This window comes from Cupriavidus sp. Agwp_2, from assembly GCF_040784895.1.
Lineage (GTDB): Bacteria > Pseudomonadota > Gammaproteobacteria > Burkholderiales > Burkholderiaceae > Cupriavidus.
On the sequence record NZ_CP088083.1, the window covers coordinates 2,339,572 to 2,358,736 of the forward strand.

General features: G+C 66.6%; 12 protein-coding genes and 6 tRNA genes. 7 read left to right on the forward strand and 11 right to left on the reverse strand.

Annotated features, from left to right (window positions below):
• Positions 1 to 69: 69 nt before the first annotated feature.
• The 3 genes from LPA45_RS10970 to LPA45_RS10980 all read right to left on the reverse strand — a co-directional run bounded on the left by LPA45_RS10970 (position 70) and on the right by LPA45_RS10980 (position 7,041).
• Positions 70 to 3,714: a UvrD-helicase domain-containing protein gene (locus tag LPA45_RS10970; protein ID WP_367394549.1), complete on the reverse strand. Its 3,645-nt coding sequence runs from the start codon at positions 3,712 to 3,714 to the stop codon at positions 70 to 72.
• Positions 3,711 to 6,596: a PD-(D/E)XK nuclease family protein gene (locus tag LPA45_RS10975; RefSeq protein WP_317923958.1), complete on the reverse strand. Its 2,886-nt coding sequence runs from the start codon at positions 6,594 to 6,596 to the stop codon at positions 3,711 to 3,713. Before LPA45_RS10975 ends, LPA45_RS10970 begins: the two co-directional genes overlap by 4 nt.
• Before the next feature lie 172 nt (positions 6,597 to 6,768).
• On the reverse strand, positions 6,769 to 7,041 hold the full coding sequence (locus tag LPA45_RS10980; RefSeq protein WP_116322035.1) for a hypothetical protein: 273 nt from the start codon (positions 7,039 to 7,041) through the stop codon (positions 6,769 to 6,771).
• Between the two features lie 463 nt (positions 7,042 to 7,504).
• Here LPA45_RS10980 and trxA point away from each other — a divergent pair, with 463 nt between their 5' ends.
• The 6 genes from trxA (at position 7,505) to LPA45_RS11010 (ending at position 14,187) form a co-directional block, all read left to right on the forward strand.
• Entirely contained in the window at positions 7,505 to 7,831 is a 327-nt protein-coding gene (trxA, locus tag LPA45_RS10985) for a thioredoxin TrxA (protein ID WP_029046118.1), read from the forward strand.
• 180 nt (positions 7,832 to 8,011) lie between these two features.
• Positions 8,012 to 9,274, forward strand: a complete 1,263-nt coding sequence (gene rho / locus LPA45_RS10990; protein ID WP_042886485.1) for a transcription termination factor Rho — start codon at positions 8,012 to 8,014, stop codon at positions 9,272 to 9,274.
• A 90-nt stretch (positions 9,275 to 9,364) separates the two neighbouring features.
• Positions 9,365 to 10,216 carry a M90 family metallopeptidase gene (locus tag LPA45_RS10995; protein WP_116322034.1) on the forward strand — a complete coding sequence of 284 codons (852 nt, stop codon included), beginning with the start codon at positions 9,365 to 9,367 and terminating at the stop codon, positions 10,214 to 10,216.
• Positions 10,217 to 10,404: 188 nt separating this feature from the next.
• Positions 10,405 to 10,668 (forward strand): type B 50S ribosomal protein L31, encoded by a 264-nt coding sequence (locus LPA45_RS11000; RefSeq protein ID WP_116322033.1) that lies wholly within the window; start codon positions 10,405 to 10,407, stop codon positions 10,666 to 10,668.
• A 263-nt stretch (positions 10,669 to 10,931) separates the two neighbouring features.
• On the forward strand, positions 10,932 to 12,719 hold the full coding sequence (locus LPA45_RS11005) for a glycosyltransferase family 39 protein (protein ID WP_116322032.1): 1,788 nt from the start codon (positions 10,932 to 10,934) through the stop codon (positions 12,717 to 12,719).
• Between the two features lie 115 nt (positions 12,720 to 12,834).
• Positions 12,835 to 14,187: an MATE family efflux transporter gene (locus LPA45_RS11010; protein ID WP_116322031.1), complete on the forward strand. Its 1,353-nt coding sequence runs from the start codon at positions 12,835 to 12,837 to the stop codon at positions 14,185 to 14,187.
• A gap of 117 nt (positions 14,188 to 14,304) precedes the next feature.
• On the opposite strand, the gene LPA45_RS11015 is transcribed toward LPA45_RS11010, so the two are convergent.
• The 7 genes from LPA45_RS11015 to gltX form a co-directional block, all read right to left on the reverse strand.
• A tRNA-Asp gene (locus tag LPA45_RS11015) sits at positions 14,305 to 14,381 on the reverse strand.
• Positions 14,382 to 14,449: 68 nt separating this feature from the next.
• Positions 14,450 to 14,525, reverse strand: a tRNA-Glu gene (locus tag LPA45_RS11020).
• A 104-nt stretch (positions 14,526 to 14,629) separates the two neighbouring features.
• A tRNA-Ala gene (locus tag LPA45_RS11025) sits at positions 14,630 to 14,705 on the reverse strand.
• A 188-nt stretch (positions 14,706 to 14,893) separates the two neighbouring features.
• Positions 14,894 to 14,970 (reverse strand) — tRNA-Asp (locus tag LPA45_RS11030).
• Between the two features lie 68 nt (positions 14,971 to 15,038).
• A tRNA-Glu gene (locus LPA45_RS11035) sits at positions 15,039 to 15,114 on the reverse strand.
• 66 nt (positions 15,115 to 15,180) lie between these two features.
• A tRNA-Ala gene (locus LPA45_RS11040) sits at positions 15,181 to 15,256 on the reverse strand.
• A 274-nt stretch (positions 15,257 to 15,530) separates the two neighbouring features.
• A complete protein-coding gene (gene gltX, locus LPA45_RS11045; RefSeq protein ID WP_317923970.1) occupies positions 15,531 to 16,937 on the reverse strand; it encodes a glutamate--tRNA ligase in 1,407 nt (468 codons plus the stop codon).
• A gap of 243 nt (positions 16,938 to 17,180) precedes the next feature.
• Here gltX and LPA45_RS11050 point away from each other — a divergent pair, with 243 nt between their 5' ends.
• Positions 17,181 to 18,110 (forward strand): patatin-like phospholipase family protein, encoded by a 930-nt coding sequence (locus tag LPA45_RS11050; protein ID WP_116322029.1) that lies wholly within the window; start codon positions 17,181 to 17,183, stop codon positions 18,108 to 18,110.
• Between the two features lie 70 nt (positions 18,111 to 18,180).
• Here the strand turns inward: LPA45_RS11050 and LPA45_RS11055 are convergent, their stop codons facing one another.
• A complete protein-coding gene (locus LPA45_RS11055; RefSeq protein WP_317922121.1) occupies positions 18,181 to 18,861 on the reverse strand; it encodes a C40 family peptidase in 681 nt (226 codons plus the stop codon).
• Positions 18,862 to 19,165 lie beyond the last annotated feature (304 nt).

Consider the following 19,165-nt stretch of genomic DNA (forward strand, 5'->3'; position numbering starts at 1 on the left):
TGCGCCCCACACGGCGCACCCACGGCCATTCTGCGCCGATTCTCCGGAGCTGTCCGGCGCGCGCGCCACTCAGAACAACGAACCCTGTTGCGTCAGCATCGGCGGTGCCAGGCGCTCGGCGGGAATCCACTCGCCGTCCGCGGTGGCCACGCCGGCCTCGATCCGCTTGCCGGGGAACAGCGGCGCGACCGCAGCCACGTAGCGCCCCAGCTGCGCACGATAGGCCGCGTGCTCCTGGGGCAGCAGCCGCAGCTTGTAGTCGACGATGACGACCCGATCTTCGAACTCCACCAGCCGGTCGATGCGCAACAGCCGGCCACGCGCGTCATACAGCTCGACTTCATTGCGCGCGCTGCCGGCCTCATCTGCCGACAGCAGCGGTGCCAGTGCCGGCGCGCCCAGCATCACACGCACCGCCGCCAGCGCTTCTTCCACCTGCTCGCGCCACGCTTGCCGCGCCCCGGGAGTGTGCGCGCCGGTCAGCGGGAACCAGCGCAGCACCGTGTCGATGTCCGGAATGCCGGCGAAGGTTTCCGGATAGCGCGTCAGCCGCTCCAGCAAGGCATGCACCAGCTCGCCATGGCGGGCCGCCGCGGCGTTGAAGACGATGCCGTCGTGTTCCGTCGGCTCTTCCTCGGCCTGCGCGTCGTCCTCGAACGATGGCAGCGCATCGGCGTCGCGGTAGCGCAGGCGGAAGTCGGTAAAGCGCACCGGCTCGCTCAGGCGCGCCGGCACGGGCGCATCGCCGTCGCCCGCGGGCGCAAGTTGCCCGGGGTACGCGGGCAGCATTTCGCCCACGCCCGCGGCCTGCAGCCGCACGTACCAGCTGCCGGCAATCTCGGCGTTGTTCTCGCCGGCGGCGGCGCGGCTGGCGCGGCCCTTCACGCCGCTGACCAGCAGGCCTTGCTGCGCCCGCGTCATGGCGACGTACAGCAGGTTCCAGTTCTCGCGCTCGCCCAGCGCGGCCTCGGCCTCGAACATCGGCGCGCGCGCCAGGCCGCGCTCGCTGCGCTTGCCGTACGCCGAGAAATGCCGCGGCACCGGCGATGACGGCGGCCAGTCGACCAGGATCCCTCCCTTGTCCGCGGCAGGATCGCTGTGGTTGGCATCGAGCAGCACCACGAACGGCGCCTCCAGGCCCTTGGCCGCGTGCACCGTCAGGATGTGGACCGCATCGAGGCCGGCGAAGGCGGCATCGTCCTCGGCCGGCTCGATGTCTTCGGCGCTGTCGCCCATGCCGCCTTCGTCAGGGCTCTCGCCCTCGTCGCCACGGCGGATTTCCTGCAACTCGTCGATGAACTTGGGCAGGCTCGGATAACGGCCGCCGTCGAGGTCGAGCGACAGTTTCAGGAAGGCGTCGAGATTGGCCAGCACCTGCTCGCGGATATCAGGCGGCGCGGCTTCGGCATAACGGCGCCGGACTTCGCCGCCGTGGAAGATCTGGTCGATCAGGTCGTGCACCGGCTGGTGCGGCGCGATGCGCAGCCACTGGCGCAGCCGCGGCACGCCGTCGCGCAATGCGTCCGAGACGTGCTCGGGCAGGCCGTTGGTTTCGATGCGCGCCCACCAGCCGCCCTCGCCTTCCAGCTGCGCCAGGGCCAGCAGGTCATCGTCGGTCGCTCCGACCAGCGGGCTCTTGAGCACATGCGCGAGATCGAGATCGGACTCCGGTGTCATCAGGAAGGCCAGCAACGCCGACAGGTCCAGCGCTTCCAGCGTGGCCAGCAGGCCGCCGCGGCGCGGGCTCAGGCATGGGATGCCCGCCTCGCGCAGCGCGCGCTCATAGTCCGCGAGGTGGGTCTTGCGGCGCACCAGCAGGTGCATGTCGCTCCAGCGCGCGGGGCGCGTGCCGCCGTTCTCGTGGACCGGCACGGTGTCGCGCACATGGCGCAGCCAGGCGGCCACACGCCTGCCCTCTTCCAGACGCAGCGAATCGCCGGCCTGCCGGCGTGGCTGGAGCAGCGTGTCGCGGTGCGTGTCGCCGTGCGTGTCGGTGCCTTCCGCGCCTTCTGCCCGCGCGTCCTTGTCGCTCGCCTCGCGGCTGTTATCAGCCTTGTCATCAGCCTTGTCGGCCTCCACCATCGGCAGCAGCCACACCGGCCCGCCGCCTTCGGCAAGCGCCGAGGTCTGCGTCTCGTACAGCGGGTAGCGGCCTTCGGCACGCGCCGCGTCGAACACGGCATTGACCCAGTCCAGCACCTCGGCACGGTTGCGCCGCGTGCGGTTGGTACGCAGCACCGTCGCCCCGAACGCGTCGCGCAGCATCTCGCCGGCAGCGCCGAACAGGCGTGCATCGGCGCGGCGGAAGCGGTAGATCGACTGTTTGGGATCGCCCACCAGGAACACGGTCGGGCGCTCCCCCAAACCCGCGTAGCCGGCCAGCCAGCCCTGCAGGATGCGCCACTGCAGCGGGTTGGTGTCCTGGAACTCGTCGAGCAGCAGGTGGCGGTAGCGTGCGTCGAGCCGCACCTGCAGGTACGTCGCAGTCTCTTCGTCGGACATCAGCTGCGCGGCCTGCCATTCCAGGTCGGCGAAGTCCATCGCGCGCTGTTCCTGCTTGTGCTGCTGGTAACGCGCCAGCAACGCGTCGCCGATGCAGAACAGCGCCTGGTTGATGGCAAGCACCGCGGCCTCGCAGCAGCGGGCGGCGATCTCGTCGAGCATCGCGCAGATGGACGCGTGCTGGTCGAGCAGCGTGTCGACCATGCCCTCGCCGCCGGCTGCCTTGACCAGCGCGTTGGTCCGGCGCAGCGAGCGCGGCTCGCCCGTGGTGGTGAAGAAGGCCGCGCGCAACTGCCCGAACACGCGATCGGCGGGCTTGCCCGGCGCGGCGCCGGCTTCGCGCCACGCGGTGATGGCCATCAGCCCGTCAGTGATGCGCGTGGCATGGGCCTGTTCGGTCTTGCCGCCGGCGCCCAGGCGCAGCGCCAGCGTCTCGCACGCATCGCGCCAGCCTTCGTCGGCCAGCGCCTGCAGCAGCACGTCGCCCTGCGCGTCTTCGCCCAGGCAGTCGCCCAGCGCCTGCAGCGGGCTGCCGCCCTCCTGCATCGCCCACCATTCACTGCGCGCATGGAACATGGCGTCGAGCAGCGCGCGCGCCTGGAAGTCGCCCACGGTGTCGACCAGCGTTTCCCAGGCGGCACGCAGGTCTTCGTACTGCGGCGTGGCCAGCGCGCGCCATACCGGCGCCCACGCTTCACGCTTCATGCGCAAGGCATCTTCGCGCAGCGACGCGCCGGGCACGATGCCCGACGCCAGCGGCGCGCCGCGCAGCAGCGTGCCGAACCAGCCGTGGAAGGTGTCGATGGCCATGCGCCCGGGTGCGGCCAGCACCTGCGCATGCAGGCGGCGCGCGCGCGGCAGCGCCTCGCGCGCTGCCTCCGGCGTCAGGCCACGCTGCATCAGCGCAGCGATGACGTCCTCGTCGGGATCGCGCGACAGTTGCGCCAGCACTTCCAGCAGGCGGTCGCGCATTTCTTCAGCAGCCTTGCGCGTGAAGGTGATCGCGAGGATCTCGTGCGGCGCGGCGCCGGCCAGCAGCAGGCGCACCAGGCGCGCCACCAGCAGCCAGGTCTTGCCGCTGCCGGCACAGGCCTCGACCACGACCGAGCGCGCGGGATCGCAGGCCGCGCGGGTGAAATCGGCCTCCGACACCGGATGGCCATCGCGCTGGTAAGGCTGGACCTGGGTATTGAGTGGATCGTGGACCATCATGTTTTCAGCACCGGCACGGCGGTAGATTCCCAGAAGCCCTTGCGGCACAGGCCGCGGGCGGTGCAATACACGCAGGCCGAGGCATCGCCAAATGCTGGAAGCTTAGCCCCCTGGCGCAGGCGCATCACGTCATGGCGCATCTGCCGTTCGAGCCAGGTGACGGCGGCCTGGAAGTCGGGCAGGCCGACCTCGCGTTGCGCCGCCGCCGAGGTGTCGCGCGCGCTCTCCTTCGCGCCTTCGAGCGACACCCAGCTGCCATCCACCGCATCGGCGCGCAATAGCCCGTAGAACGGCAGCTGGCAATCTTCCTCGACCTCGGCCAGCTTGCGCTTGAGCCGCGTGGCACTCTGCGTCTTGTAGTCCAGCACCGCATGCGCGCCGTCCGGCCCCTGGTCGAGGCGGTCGATGCGTCCGGTCAGCCGCAGCGGCTGGCCGTCGGGCATGGGCAGGTCGATGCCGGCATCGAGTTCGCCGCCGCGCCAGAACCAGCCCTCGGCCTCGCGCGCCGACTGCCAGGCGACATACGAGGGCAGCACCTCGCACCAGCGGCGGTAGTAGGCGATGGCATTGCCGTCCTCGGCCATCAGCGCGCCGAACACATCGTCGGAGATCTCGCGCAGCCGCGCCAGGCGCTGGTCCTGCACCAGCGTCTCGCCACGCTCGCGGCGCGTGTGCAGGTCCTTGTGGTAGCGCAGCAGCACTCGGTGCAGGTGCTCGCCGATCTCGCGCTTTTCCAGTTCGTCGCTGACAGTCTCCAGCCCGGCCAGGCCGAGCATGCGGCCGGCGAAGAACTGATACGGGCAGCGGCGCAGCATGTTGTAGGCCTGCGCGCTCCAGCGCTGCGGCACCAGTTCCGGCAACGCGGACGGCGCGGGCATGCCTTGCGGTTCGGCGAAGGTTTCGTAGGCCTGCGGCACGGCGTTGCTGTCGATGATGACGCCGCTACGGGCGCAGCATGCCGCCAGCCGCTCGATCCAGCCCGACACGTGGTGCGGTTCGCCGCGGCCGCCGTAGCGCTGCCAGGTCATCACCACATCGGCATTGTTCAGCAGCACTTCGGCCAGGTCGCGCGCCTGCTGGGCGAAGCGCGCCTCGCGGTCCTCCAGGTCCAGCTCGCGCCGCATCTGGTTGGAGAAAAACATCAGCTCGGCCGCGCTCGATGGCAGCTGCGCGTCGTCGCAACCCACGATCACCACGCCCTCGAAACGGCGCATGCGCGCGCCGTTCAGCGGCAGGATGGTGATGCGCGCCGGGCCGCTGGCGGATGGCTCCTTGTAGGGCACTGATTCGAGCAGCGCCGACAGCATGGCGCGGAATTCGCCCTGCGAAAGCGTGGCATGGCCGCCGGTTTCGTCCAGCGGCAGCTCGTGCAGCCGCGCCAGTGCATCGAGCAGCTGGTTGCCCGCATCGTCGCTTGCCAGCGCGGCGCGCATGCCGAGGCCGTCGAGCATGCCGTCGAGCCGCTCCAGCCACGTTGCCAGGGGATGCTGCGCAAGTCCGCGCGGCCAGCGTGCCGCCTCGTCGGCCAGCACGGCAACCAGCGCCCGCGCGGCGCGGCGCGGCGCTTCGGCTGCCTCCTCCTCGTCGCTGCCAGGTTCGGGCGCGCTGGTCGGTGCGGTGCCGAACAGTTGCCGCAGGCGCGGCCAGCCGCCGGTAATGCCTTCGCGCCGCACCTGGCGCTCCAGCAGCGCGATGGCCGCACCGCGCTCGGCGAAATCGGGCAGGCAGAACGGGCTTTTCAAAAGGTCGAGCAGCGCCGCGGTATCGCCGTCGCGCACCAGCAGGTCGAACCAGCGCATCAGCGCGGCGGCCGCGCGGGTGGTCGACAGTTTCCAGCCGGTCTCGTCGCGTACCGGCGCGCCGGCACGGGCCAACAGGGCTCGCGCACGCCGCGCCACCACGCGGTCGTGGGCGACCAGCGCGACCTGGCGGCGGCCCTCATTGAGCCATTGCACCAATTGCGCCGCTGCGGCCGCGGCTTCGTCCTCGAAGCGCGCGCTGCCGATCACGCGGATGGCCGGGCGTTGCTCGGGCAGTGCCAGCGTGGCGGGCGGCGGCGCAATGGCGTCTTCGGTCTCGGCAATCCGTGCTTCGGGCCACAGCGAGAGCAGCGTCTGGTACCAGTCGGCATCGGCGTGCGCTTCGCCCTGCCCCGACCAGTCATAGCCGACCTGCAGCACCGGCACCAGTTCGGCGGCATCGCGCAGGAACGCGGCTTCAAGCGGCGTGGGCGGGGTCGGCGCGATCCAGATCACCGGGCCGCGCAATGGCTGCGACAGCTCGCGCAGCGCGCGGCGCCGTGCCGGGAGTGGATCATCCGGCCCGGACAGTGCCTGCCAGAATGCCAGCACGATGCGCGCCTCTTCGCCGAGGAAGCGTTCGGACAGGTGCGAGTAAGTGCGTTCCAGCGCCCCCTGCAGCAGCGCGGCGCGGTCGTCGCCGTCGATGTCGTCGTCATCGCGGATGGCAGCGTCCTCTAGCCAGCGCGCATTCAGCTCGTCGCAAATCGCAAGCAGCGTCTGCGACAGGCCCCACGCCGCGGTCTCGTTCTGCGCGCCAAAGGCGCGGCGCAGCCAGTCCTGCCCGCGCACTGCCTGCTGCACCGCCAGCAGCCGCGCAGCGTGGCTGCGCACCGGCGTGCCGTCGGGCGGCAGGTCGAGCAGCCAGTGCCCCAGCGTCAGCACGCGCGGCAACAGGCGCGGCCGCCCGGCCGCACGCGCGGCGGCGTCGAGCGCCTCGCGCACACCTGGAATCTGCGCGGCGGTCGGCACCACCACGTGCGCGGCGGCTTCGGGCGCGCCGCAGCGGTCCATGAAAAACCAGGCAGCGGTGGCCGCCTGCTCGAGGAAATCAGGGCCAGGGCGAAAACTTAGCGACGTCATGGGCTCATGGGCCGCAGCGCGGCGTGGCTGCGGTAACTGCGTCGGTCGGGGAAGACGTCGGGGAACAAGGCAATGAAAATACCGGACGCCGCCGGCCAGCATGGCGGGCGGCGATTTTCAGGCAACGGCATCGGCGCCAAGGGCCCGGCGCCGCCGGCGGGGGTCGGACCGCTCAGTGCGTGCCGCCCTCCAGCCGGGCGCGGATCTCGCGCGCGGTTTCGAGCAAGCCCTCATAGCCGGAGCGCGCGTGTTCGGGCAGGTCCGGGTCGCCCACCAGGGTACCCAGCGTTTCGATGATGCTGTAGACCAGGCCCTTGGCGGCGCCGCTGGCAATGCTGTTGGTCTCGACCGCGCTGCTGATATGGTCCAGCGCATCGCTCAGGTGGTCCACGTCCGGCGCCTGGCCGGACTCGGGCTGGGTAGGCTTGCGGGGATCGGTGTTCATGTCGATGACCTTGTCGATGACCTTCTCGATGACCTTCTCGGAAGAGCAGGGTACGTGAGGGCCGGCGGGCCGGTGCGCGGCCCGCCGACCGCTTTCTATTCTACGCGCACGCAATGCGGATCCGGCACTGCGCCGCGCCCGCATGTGCACGCCATGGCACCCACGCCGATTGCCGGAATCTCTTGGCGCCATTGAAAATAAGCATTTCTACTAATCACCCGATTGCAGCAGAATCATTACCGTTGCCGGCGACGTTTTCAGCCCAGTCCCAGGGCCGGTCTTGAAAATCGGCAAACTGGTAACATATCGCCAGCAACGGGCGCGGCTGCGGCCGCCAGAGCCAGCCGGCAGGCGGCAAAGGCGTCCCCGGCGGGTCCGCGCAATCTCGTGTAAGGTTACGGTTCTGCCCTACCCAGTTTCCCGGCCTTCAACATAAACAGAGCGAAACCAGAGGTTTTCCGCCATGAGCGAACAAATCAAGTATGTGAGCGACGCCTCCTTCGACGCCGACGTCCTCCAGTCCGACAAGCCCGTCCTGCTCGATTTCTGGGCGGAATGGTGCGGCCCCTGCAAGATGATCGCCCCGATCCTGGACGAAGTCGCCAAGGACTATGGCGACAAGCTGCAGGTCGCCAAGATCAACGTCGATGAAAACCAGCAAGTGCCGGCCAAGTTCGGCATCCGCGGCATCCCGACGCTGATCCTGTTCAAGAACGGCGCAGTCGCGGCCCAGAAGGTCGGCGCGCTGTCCAAGTCGCAACTGACCGCGTTCCTCGACGGCAACCTGTAAGCTGCGCGCCGGAGCGAAACCAACCGCTCCGGTTTTGTCACGATCCGACGTGCGTGCACCACACCCTGGCGCACCGGTCGGATTGTGCTAAGATGCCACCAACAACTCCCCGAGCGTTCGCTCATTTTTCCCCCTTCTCTTTCAGTCTCGCCCGTCCGGGCAAATCTGTACCCCTCGTCTATGCACCTGACAGAACTCAAATCGCTTCACGTGTCTGCGCTTCTCGAAATGGCGGCAACGCTCGAGATCGACAACGCACAGCGGATGCGCAAACAAGAACTGATGTTTGCGATCCTGAAGAAGCGCGCCAAGATGGGCGAAACCATCTTCGGAGACGGCACGCTGGAAGTTCTGCCCGACGGCTTCGGCTTCCTGCGCTCGCCGGAGACTTCGTACCTGGCCAGCACGGACGATATCTATATCAGCCCGTCGCAGATCCGCCGCTTCAACCTGCATACCGGCGATTCGATCGAAGGCGAGGTACGCACGCCCAAGGACGGCGAGCGCTACTTTGCGCTGGTGAAGGTGGACAAGGTCAACGGGCAGCCGCCCGAAGCGGTCAAGAACCGCATCATGTTCGAGAACCTGACGCCGCTGCACCCGAACCGGCCGCTCACGCTCGAACGCGACATCAAGGCTGAAGAGAACATCACCGGCCGCATCATCGACATGATCGCGCCGATCGGCCGCGGCCAGCGCGCGCTGCTGGTGGCATCGCCCAAGTCCGGCAAGACCGTGATGCTGCAACACATTGCGCACGCGATTGCCAACAATCATCCGGAAGCCGACCTGTTCGTGCTGCTGATCGATGAGCGCCCGGAAGAAGTGACCGAGATGCAGCGCTCGGTGCGCGGCGAAGTCGTGGCATCAACCTTCGACGAACCGGCCATCCGCCACGTGCAGGTCGCCGAAATGGTGATCGAGAAGGCCAAGCGCCTGGTCGAACTGAAGCGCGACGTGGTGATCCTGCTGGACTCGATCACCCGCCTGGCGCGCGCCTACAACACGGTGGTGCCGGCCTCGGGCAAGGTGCTGACGGGTGGTGTCGACGCCAACGCGCTGCAGCGCCCGAAGCGTTTCTTCGGTGCCGCGCGCAACCTGGAAGAAGGCGGTTCGCTGACCATCATCGCCACCGCGCTGATCGAAACCGGCAGCCGCATGGACGACGTGATCTATGAAGAGTTCAAGGGCACCGGCAACATGGAAGTGCACCTGGAACGCCGCCTGGCGGAAAAGCGCGTCTACCCGTCGATCAACCTGAACAAGTCGGGCACGCGCCGCGAAGAACTGCTGATCAAGCCGGAAATCCTGCAGAAGATCTGGGTGCTGCGCAAGTTCATCTCCGACATGGACGAAGTGCAGGCGATGGAATTCATCATGGACAAGATGAAGGCCACGAAGAACAACGCAGAGTTTTTCGATATGATGCGCAGAGGCGGCTAAGCCTCGCTGCGGCGTACTGCACCAGGACGCGCCGCAAGATGGACAGGAAGGCGTGCCACGGCACGCCTTTTTTGTGTCCGATGGGTTTCTATGCTCGGCAAACTGACTACATTCCTGCGCACCCGCTCCAGGGCCCGCAAGCTGGAGCACTATGCGATCCCCGATGACCTGTGGGAGCGCACCGTCGCCACGCTGCCTTTCGTGCAGCGCTACGGCAGCGAAGACCTGGCCGCGCTGCGCGAACTGGCCACCCTGTTTATCGCCGAGAAGGAATACTCGACCGCGCATGAGCTGCCGCTGGCCGACGACATGGTCGTCAGCGTCGCTGTTCAGGCGTGCGTACCGATCCTGAAGCTGGGGCTGGCGTGGTATCGGGGCTGGCGCGGCATCGTGCTCTATCCGGGCGAATTCATCATCCGCCGGACCGTGCAGGACGAGATCGGCCTGGTGCACGGCGTGGTCGAGGAAGCCAGCGGCGAAGCCTGGGAGCACGGGCCGGTGATCCTGTCCTGGCCTGACGTGCACACTCCGGGCGCGGGCATCGACAGCGACCATGAGTTGCCGGCCGACACCTACAACGTGGTCGTCCACGAGTTTGCCCACAAGCTGGACATGCTCGACGGGGAGCCGGACGGGGTGCCGCCTTTCTCGCGCGTGCTGCACCCGGATATCGATGCTGCAGCTTGGGCCGAGACCTTCCTGACCGAGTACGACCGGTTTGCCGAGGCCTGGGACGCGCGCGATGAGTCGGATTGGGAGCATCCGGAACGGCTGCCGCCGGCGTTGCGCATCATCGACCCTTACGGCAGCGAGGCACCCAGCGAGTTCTTTGCGGTGACGTCGGAGGCATTTTTTGTCGAGCCTGGCGGGCTGGCACGGCATTGGCCGGTTGTTTACCAGTCGCTGGCCTCCTTTTACCGTCAGGATCCCGCCGCGATGTGAATAAAAAGGCATGGCCGGCCAACCAGCAGACAGCGCGCGATATGCCTTCCCCCTTCCCCAAGTTATTGTTTTTCTGCCATAATCCCGTTTTGCCCGTTACCGGCAAGTGGTTCGTTCGTCGACGCGTCGTGTTTTCAGCGGTAAAGCGGATCGCAACGGACTGGCTACCCAACCAGAAAGGACTCACCATGAAAGAAGGCATTCACCCGAATTACCGCGAAGTCGTGTTCCAGGACATGTCCAGCGACTTCAGCTTCATCACCCGCTCGACTATCCAGACCAAGGACAAGATCGTGAAGGACGGCAAGGAATACCCGCTGGCCAAGATCGAAGTCTCGTCGGAATCGCACCCGTTCTACACCGGCACCCAGAAGATCATGGACACGGCCGGCCGCGTCGAGAAGTTCCGCCAGAAGTTCGGCAGCAAGCTGGGCAAGGCGGCTGCGAAGTAATCGCTTTCGGCGAACCCCGCTTCGCGCGGCCCGCGGACAGATGCTCCGGGCCGACGCGAACCAGCAAAGAGGCAGCATCGGCTGCCTCTTTGCTTTTGTGCCCGCCGTTTGCGCGCCCCTGGCCAGCCGGCGCCGGCACTGTTGTATCCACCGGAATCCCTCACCTGCGTGAGGCTTCAACGGCATGTCACGGCCCTCGCGGCCGCCGCATGCGCGATACTGTGGCCTTCGCGCCATTGCGCCACGGCCCGACCTGAGCATCGATGCGTCAAGCCAATACCTCACCCGTCCAGTTGACCGCTGCCGCGACCGGCGCCCTGCCGCGCGCCCTGCTGCTTGCGATCTGCATCATCTATGGCCTGGTCGGCCTGTTCGGCCGCGATCCGTGGAAGAACGAGGACGCCGCCGGCTTCGGCGTGATGTGGCAACTGGCCACCGGCGGCCTGCACGACTGGCTGATGCCGAACATCGTCGGCCGTCCGTTTACCGAGGACGGCCCGCTGGTGTTCTGGATTGGCGCCATCATGATCCGCGGCTTCGGCAGCTGGCTGGGCCCCACCGACGCCGCGCGCCTGGCTACAGCCCTGTTCTTTTTCTCGACCTGCGCCTGCATCTGGTACACAACCTACCTGCTGGGCCGGCGTGACGAGGTCCAGCCGTACGCCTACGCGTTCGGCGGACAGCCCAATGCGCGCGACTATGGCCGTACGCTGGCCGACGGCGCGCTGCTGATCTTCCTCGCCTGCGTAGGCCTGGCCATGCGCGGGCATGAAACCACGCCACAGGTCGGCCAGGTGGCCTTTATCGCGCTGGCTCTGTACGCGCTGGTGCGCAGCCTCGACAAGCCGCTGATGGGCAGCCTGGTCTATGGCGCCGCGCTCGGCGGCCTGGCGCTGGCCAGCGGCCCCATCCTGCCCCTGGCGCTGCTGTTTGGCACCGCCGTCTGCGTGCTGGTGTGCAAGCCGCTGCCGTGGCGGCGCCTGGCTGCCATCGGCATCCCGCTGGCGCTGCTGATCGTGCTGGCCTGGCTGGTCGCGGCCTACTTCGGCGCGGCGGACCGCACCGAGGCGGTCACCTACATCCGCGAATGGGCACGCTACGACCGGCGCAACTATGGGTCGCCGAATACGCAGACGTTCGGCTTCAACATGCGCAACCTGTTCCTGTACACGTGGCCGGTGTGGCCGATCGCGGCATGGGCCTGGGTTGCCTGGGCCGGCATGCGCCGCGCCGCCCATGTGGCGATGCCGCTGGCGGTGCTGTTGCCGGTGGTTGTGCTGCTGTTCCTGCAACGCAGCGGTGGCGATGTGCAGTTCATCCTGCTGCTGCCGCCCATGGCCGTGCTGGCGGCCTTCGCGCTGCCTACGCTGGCGCGCGGCGTGATCAACGCAATCGACTGGTTCGCGCTGCTGTTCTTCACCATCTTCGGCGGCACGGTCTGGTTCATGTGGATCGCCAAGACCACCGGCTGGCCGCCGCGCGTCGCGCGCAACGTGTTCCGCCAGCTGCCCGGCTACCAGCATGAGTTCACCATCACCGCGGTGCTGATCGCGCTGGCGGCGACCATTGCCTGGGTGCTGATCGTGCGCTGGCGGCTGTCGCGCGCGCCCAAGCAGATCTGGCGGCCGGTGGTGATTTCCGCGGCCGGCACCACGCTGATGTGGGTGATGGCGATGACGCTGTGGCTGCCGTCGATCAACTATGGCAAGACCTACCGCGACGTGGCCCAGGCCGCGGCAATGGCGCTGCCGCCCGCGTACCGTTGCGTGCAGCCGATCCGCATGGGCGATGCGCAACTGGCTTCGTTCGCCTACTTCGGGCATGTCCGTTTCGGTGGCCCGAGCGACGGCTGCGACGTGCTGCTGCGCCACGATGCGGTCGACTACGGCGAGCCGGGCAATATCTCGCACTTCGAGTGGCGGCTGATCTGGGAAGGCCGTCGCCCGGCGGACCGCGACGAGCGCTTCCGCATGTACCGGCTGGTCGATACCGCGCGCGCCGTGCACCCGCGCCCTGACCTGCCGCGCCGCCGCCTGCCGCGGCAGCCCTGACCCACCACCGGCACGAGCCCCGCAGCGCACCGCAGCGCCATCGAACCATTCCGGCCGCAGGCGGCTGCGGGCATCGTGCCCGGTCAACGCCCCTGACATTGCCCCTGAGGCCTGAATGACCCTGTTCCAAGACCTTCGTCGCATCTTCGGCCTGGCCGCGCCGGTACTGGCCGGCCAGTTGGCCGTGATCGCCTTCGGCGTCATCGACACCGTGATGGCTGGCCGCGCCTCCGCCACCGACCTCGCCGCCGTCGGCCTGGGTGGCTCGATCTACATCACCGTCTATATCAGCCTGATGGGCGTGCTGCAGGCACTGGCGCCTGTCGCCGGCCAGCTCTATGGCGCCGGCCGCGTCGAGGCGATCGGCGCCGAGGTGCGGCAGGCCGCGTGGCTCGGTGCCGCGCTGGCAATCCCCGGCGTGCTGTTGCTGGCCTTCCCGGCGCCGCTGCTGGCTTTCGCCAAGGCGCCGCCCGAACTGGTCGTCAAGGCCACCGCCTACCTGCATTTCGGCGCGTTCGGTCTGCCCGCGGCGCTCGGCTTCCGTATCTATTCGGCGCTCAACAATGCGCTGTCGCGTCCGATCATGGTCACGGTGCTGCAGGTCGGCGGGCTGGCGCTGAAGATTCCGCTCAACGCCTGGTTTATCCACGGCGGCCTGGGCGTCCCTGCCATGGGCGGGCCCGGATGCGGGCTGGCCTCGACGCTGATCAGCTGGACGTGGTGCATCGCCGGGCTGCTGATCCTGCGCTACAGCGCCGCCTACCAGCCGCTGCGGATCTTCGCCACCTGGAGCTGGCCGGCAGCCGCGCCGCTGCGTGCGCTGCTGCGCCTGGGCGTGCCGATGGGGCTGACGTACCTGATCGAGATCACCTCGTTCACGCTGATGTCGATCTTTATCACGCGGCTGGGCACGGTCACGCTCGCGGGGCACCAGATCATCGCCAATCTGGGCGCAGTCGCCTATATGCTGCCGTTGTCGCTGGGCATCGCCACATCGACGCTGGTCGCGCAGCATATCGGGGCACGCGATCTCACCGGCGCAAGCCGCATTGCCTGGCGCGGCATCCGCGCGGCCGTGGCACTGGCCATGCTGACCGGCGTGCTGCTGTGGCTGCTGCGCGAACCCATCCTGCACGCCTATGCGAGCGATCCCGCCGTGGTGGCGGCCGCGCTGCCGCTGGTGCTGTTCGTGGCCTTCTACCAGGCGTTCGATGCCGTGCAGGTGATGACGGCGTTTATCCTGCGGGCCTACAAGATCGCGGTGATTCCGACGCTGATCTATGCGGGGTCGCTTTGGGGCATCGGGCTGGGCGGCGGCTATGTGCTGGGGTTCGGTCTGGTCGAAGGCCTTCCGGCATTCACGCATGGCGCCAGCGGGTTCTGGCTCGCAAACAGTGCAAGCCTCGCCATTGCCGGCGGATTGCTGGTGCGGTATTTCGCGCGGGTAAGTGCCGAAGTCAAAGACTGAGCCGGCCGCATGCTTCGATCACGCGCCTGCGCTTGCCGCAGGCGTGCATCCGGACCGATGCGTGAGGAAAAACCTGGAGCTGAAAAGAAAAACGCCCGCTTGCGCGGGCGTTTAATTTGGCGGAGTGGACGGGACTCGAACCCGCGACCCCCGGCGTGACAGGCCGGTATTCTAACCGACTGAACTACCACTCCTTAGTCGGCGTCGTTTCAGGCATGTGGCTTGAAACGACTGCTGGACGTCTGATTACGCCCGGCTGTTTTGGCGTCCCCTAGGGGATTCGAACCCCTGTACTCACCGTGAAAGGGTGATGTCCTAGGCCTCTAGACGAAGGGGACAGAAACTTGTTTTACAACGCGTTTTCTGTCTTGCGCTGGAAAGTCCAATATTCTAACAGACTTTTTCGCGCCTGGGAAGCATCTTTTTATGCTTCCCGAATCCTTGGTGGAGCTAAGCGGGATCGAACCGCTGACCTCTTGCATGCCATGCAAGCGCTCTCCCAGCTGAGCTATAGCCCCATACGGGTAACTGCCTGGATACTGCTTTCGCCGCTCTCACAAACTGCTGTGTTTGCAGCGAAGTCAGGATTATATATCGATTTCCGCAACGATTGCAACATTTTTTACTGTTGCCGTGGCGATTATCAACATAATCCCTCACCCTAAAAGAAAAACCCGCATGGCGATTAACCATGCGGGTTTAGATTTGGCGGAGTGGACGGGACTCGAACCCGCGACCCCCGGCGTGACAGGCCGGTATTCTAACCAACTGAACTACCACTCCTTAGTCGGCTGCCACCTCGAGCAAAGCTCTTGGTGACGCGCTGGACGTCTGGTTACGTCCGACTGTTATGGCGTCCCCTAGGGGATTCGAACCCCTGTACTCACCGTGAAAGGGTGATGTCCTAGGCCTCTAGACGAAGGGGACAGAAACTTGTTTTTCAACTTGTTCCGTCTGGCGCCATCCGATACTGACTGGATGCCACCTAAATCCTGGTGGAGCTAAGCGGGATCGAACCGCTGACCTCTTGCATGCCATGCAAGCGCTCTCCCAGCTGAGCTATAGCCCCATGGTACTGCTAATTTACTGCAACTTGCGTTGTTTTCGCTTGATTTAACTGCCGTTTCAAGCGAAGCCAAGATTATATATCAACTACTAATCTTTGCAAGCTCCCGTTTTAACTTTTTCGCTTTTCTCTTTGCCTTCTAAAAAGCTCCGAGATCGCGCGGATCCTTTCGGATCCATCAGCCCGCTTGGCCAGGGACCGCGCTGCAGGGAGAACGAGATTATGCGCAACTCCGTGCCGGAGCGCAAGCCCCCGGCACGGTGTTTTGCGAGATTTTTTACGCTGCGATGCCGGCGCCCAGGCGGCGCAGCACCATATCGCGGCCGAACAGTTCGAGCACGGCGTCAATGCTCGGCGTTTGCAGCTGGCCGGCCACCAGCAGGCGCACTGGCATGGCCAGCTTAGGCATCTTCAGGCCGAACTCACCAAGCACCGCCTTGAAGGTCCCGTTGATAGCCTCGCGCTTCCACTCCGGCAGCGCGGCCAGCTGGCTGGACAGCGCGGCAAGCGCGGGCTGGATCTCCGGCGTCAGGTGCTCGGCCTTGAGCGCGGCATCCGCCTGCGGCTCGCCGCGATAGAACAGCAGCGCGGCCTGCGCGACTTCCTTCAGCGTGTTGGCGCGATCCTTCACCAGGGCCACCACGCCGACCAGGTCGGCGCCTTCCACCTTGCCGCCGAGCGCTTCGATGAACGGCTGCGTCAGCCCGGCCAGGCGCTGGTTGTCGCCAACCTTGATGTAGTGGTTGTTCAGCCAGGCCAGCTTTTCGGGGTTGTACTGCGCCGGCGACTTGCCCAGGTGTTCCAGGTCGAACCACTCGACGAACTGCTCGCGCGAAAAGATCTCGGCATCGCCATGGGCCCAGCCCAGGCGCGCCAGGTAGTTCAGCACGGCTTCGGGCAGGTAGCCTTCGTCGCGGTAGCCGGTCACGGCCATGGCACCGTGGCGCTTGCTCATCTTCTCGCCCTGCTCGTTCAGCACGGTCGGCAGGTGCGCGTACACCGGCGCGGTGCCGCCCAGCGCGCGGATGATGTTGATCTGGCGCGGGGTGTTGTTGACGTGGTCGTCGCCGCGGATCACGTGCGTGATCTTCATGTCGAGGTCGTCCACCACCACGCAGAAGTTGTACGTAGGCGTGCCGTCCGGGCGCGCAATCACCAGGTCATCGAGTTCGTCGTTGGAGATCTCGATGCGGCCCTTGACCGCGTCGTCCCACACCACGCTGCCGCCGATCGGGTTCTTGAAGCGGATCACCGGGTCCACGCCGGCCGGCGGCTCGGGCAGGACCTTGCCCTCCTCGGGGCGCCAGAAGCCGTTGTAGCGCGGCTTCTCGCCACGCTCGCGCTGGGCCTCGCGCAGGGCGTCGAGCTCCGCGGTGCTCATGTAGCAGCGGTAGGCCAGGCCGGCGTCAACCATCTGCGCCACCACCTCGCGATAGCGGTCCATGCGCTGCATCTGGTAGAACGGGCCTTCGTCGATGTCCATGTCCAGCCAGGCCATGCTTTCCAGGATCACGTCGACCGCTTCCTGCGACGAACGCTCGACGTCGGTGTCTTCGATGCGCAGGATGAAGTCGCCCTTCATGCGGCGGGCGAAGGCCCAGGGATAGAGCGCGGAGCGGATGTTGCCGAGGTGGATGAAGCCGGTCGGGCTCGGCGCAAAGCGGGTGCGGACGCGTTGGGTCATGGTCAGGGGCAGAAACAAGAAAGCCCGCGCGCAGGGGCGCGCGGGCTGGTATGTGCAGGCTTTGCATTATACCCATGCGTACTGCCGCGCCCCGGGTCCGAACGTGCCGCGGCGCCCGGCGCGCGCGGAATCATTTATGCTTGCGGCGGTCTGAAATCCAGCCGGTCGCCAGGCATTGAGTAATGTCGACATCACATGCCGCCGCAATACCGGCCACCACACCTGATTTACTGATCCCGCTTCATGCAACGACGTCATTTCCTCGGCCTCTCCGCAGCTGCCCTGCTCGCGGGCTGCGCGTTCGGCCCGCGCCCCGCGCCGCCGGTGGCACTCACGCCCGCCACCCCGCCCGGGCCGCGCCCGATCAAGATCGGCCTGGCGCTCGGCGGCGGTGCCGCGCGCGGCTTTGCCCATATCGGCGTGATCAAGGCGCTCGAGGCGCAAGGCATCCATGCCGACCTGGTGACCGGCACCAGCGCCGGCGCGGTAGTGGCCGCGCTGTACGCGAGCGGTCTGGATGGCTTCAGGCTGAACAAGCTGGCGCTGACCATGGACGAGGCGTCGATCGCTGACTGGGCCCTGCCCTTTGGCACCCGCTTCGGCGGCTGGCTCAAGGGCGAGGCGCTGCAGAACTATGTCAACCGCCAGGTGCAGAACCGCCCGATCGAAGCGATGAAACTGCCGCTGGGCATCGTCGCCACCGACCTGAAGACCGGCGAGAAGATCCTGTTCCGCCGCGGCAATACCGGGCAGGCGGTGCGCGCGTCGAGCAGCGTGCCGGGCGTGTTCCAGCCGGTGTCGATCCAGGGACATGACTATGTCGATGGCGGCCTGGTCGAGCCGGTGCCGGTCGACTCGGCGCGCAGCATGGGCGCCGACTTCGTCATCGCAGTGAATATCTCCGCCGAGCCGTCGGCGCAGAAAAACGCCGGCCAGAGCGGTGTGCTGCTGCAGACCACCGCGATCATGGGCCAGTCGATCAACAAGATAGCGCTGTCGCGCGCCGACGTGGTGATCCGCCCGGAACTGCCCGACATGGGCGGGAGCGATTTCAATGCCCGCAACCGCGCGGTGCTGGCGGGCGAACAGGCAACCGCCGCGGTAATGGCCGCGCTGCGGCAGAAGCTGGAGCAGGCGCGGCTGCAGCCGGCCAGTACGGTCGCCACGCAATAGCGGCGCCCGGCGCGAAAAAACAAAAGGACTGCCGCGGCAGTCCTTTTTGCTGGTGGCGATGCGATGTAGCTCAGCCGCCGTACATGGTGGCGCGTACGGCTTTGGGGTCGTAGCGCTTGAGCGTTTCGACCATGTCGCCGAGGCTTTCGCTGCGGCTGCCGCCATCGTCCTCGATGCGGCGCGCGCCGTTGTAGCGCGTTACCCAGTAGGCGGCGCGCATGTCGTCGACACGAATCTTGCTGCCCGTGGACGGGGCATGCACGAACTTGTTGTCGCCGATATAGATGCCGACGTGCGAGAAGGTCTGGCGCATGGTGTTGAAGAACACCAGGTCACCCGGACGCAGGTCGCTTGTCGCCACATTGGTGCCGACACGGCTGATTTCGACAGAGCGGCGCGGCAGCATGAAGCCGAAGGTGTCTTGGAACACGTAGCGGACGAAGCCGCTGCAGTCCAGGCCGGATTCGGGGCTGTTGCCGCCGAAGCGGTAACGCACGCCAATCAGGCCCAGCGCATTCATGACCAGGTCGCCAGCCTTGCTGGCAACGTGGCTGGTGGAATTCACCACCGACGACAGCAAGCCACGCTTGCCTTCCACATGCGAGTCCGCGGCCGAAGCCGTGGCATCGATACGGGTGTCGGCATCCTTGAACACCGTGTCCGCCAGCACTCCATTCGACACAGTCGCACCGCAGGCAATGGCAATTCCGACGGCGGCGCGCGCCAGGGAATGAAGTACCGATCGCTGCATTGGTTCTCCCGTTGATCGTTTCCAAAGCAAGCCCCGGCACAAAGTCCGGGGCGGCTGGGTATTTGCGTACGGCGTGTGCACCACGCCGGCACTACAGGGAGGACGTTACGCAACATCCGCGCCAGGCAACGATGACACTATTGCGTCATGATCGCGCCGACGACCGCACCGTCAACGTGCACTGCACGATTCAATGCGTCGGACACACCACCCCCGAAAGTAGTACTCGCGGGATGGTAAAGGGTTGTCATTCACATGTCAAAGTTCGTTACAAATTCGCCGGATTTGACTTGCGAATCAACGA

What these genes read in the sequence shown, in the direction of transcription:
- LPA45_RS11000 (WP_116322033.1), top strand. Translation starts at nt 10,405, where the DNA reads ATGAAAGAAGGCATTCACCCGAATTACCGCGAAGTCGTGTTCCAGGAC.
- gltX (WP_317923970.1), bottom strand. Translation starts at nt 16,937, where the DNA reads ATGACCCAACGCGTCCGCACCCGCTTTGCGCCGAGCCCGACCGGCTTC.
- LPA45_RS11010 (WP_116322031.1), top strand. Translation starts at nt 12,835, where the DNA reads ATGACCCTGTTCCAAGACCTTCGTCGCATCTTCGGCCTGGCCGCGCCG.
- LPA45_RS11055 (WP_317922121.1), bottom strand. Translation starts at nt 18,861, where the DNA reads ATGCAGCGATCGGTACTTCATTCCCTGGCGCGCGCCGCCGTCGGAATT.
- trxA (WP_029046118.1), top strand. Translation starts at nt 7,505, where the DNA reads ATGAGCGAACAAATCAAGTATGTGAGCGACGCCTCCTTCGACGCCGAC.
- LPA45_RS10975 (WP_317923958.1), bottom strand. Translation starts at nt 6,596, where the DNA reads ATGACGTCGCTAAGTTTTCGCCCTGGCCCTGATTTCCTCGAGCAGGCG.
- LPA45_RS10980 (WP_116322035.1), bottom strand. Translation starts at nt 7,041, where the DNA reads ATGAACACCGATCCCCGCAAGCCTACCCAGCCCGAGTCCGGCCAGGCG.
- LPA45_RS10970 (WP_367394549.1), bottom strand. Translation starts at nt 3,714, where the DNA reads ATGATGGTCCACGATCCACTCAATACCCAGGTCCAGCCTTACCAGCGC.
- rho (WP_042886485.1), top strand. Translation starts at nt 8,012, where the DNA reads ATGCACCTGACAGAACTCAAATCGCTTCACGTGTCTGCGCTTCTCGAA.
- LPA45_RS11005 (WP_116322032.1), top strand. Translation starts at nt 10,932, where the DNA reads ATGCGTCAAGCCAATACCTCACCCGTCCAGTTGACCGCTGCCGCGACC.
- LPA45_RS11050 (WP_116322029.1), top strand. Translation starts at nt 17,181, where the DNA reads ATGCAACGACGTCATTTCCTCGGCCTCTCCGCAGCTGCCCTGCTCGCG.
- LPA45_RS10995 (WP_116322034.1), top strand. Translation starts at nt 9,365, where the DNA reads ATGCTCGGCAAACTGACTACATTCCTGCGCACCCGCTCCAGGGCCCGC.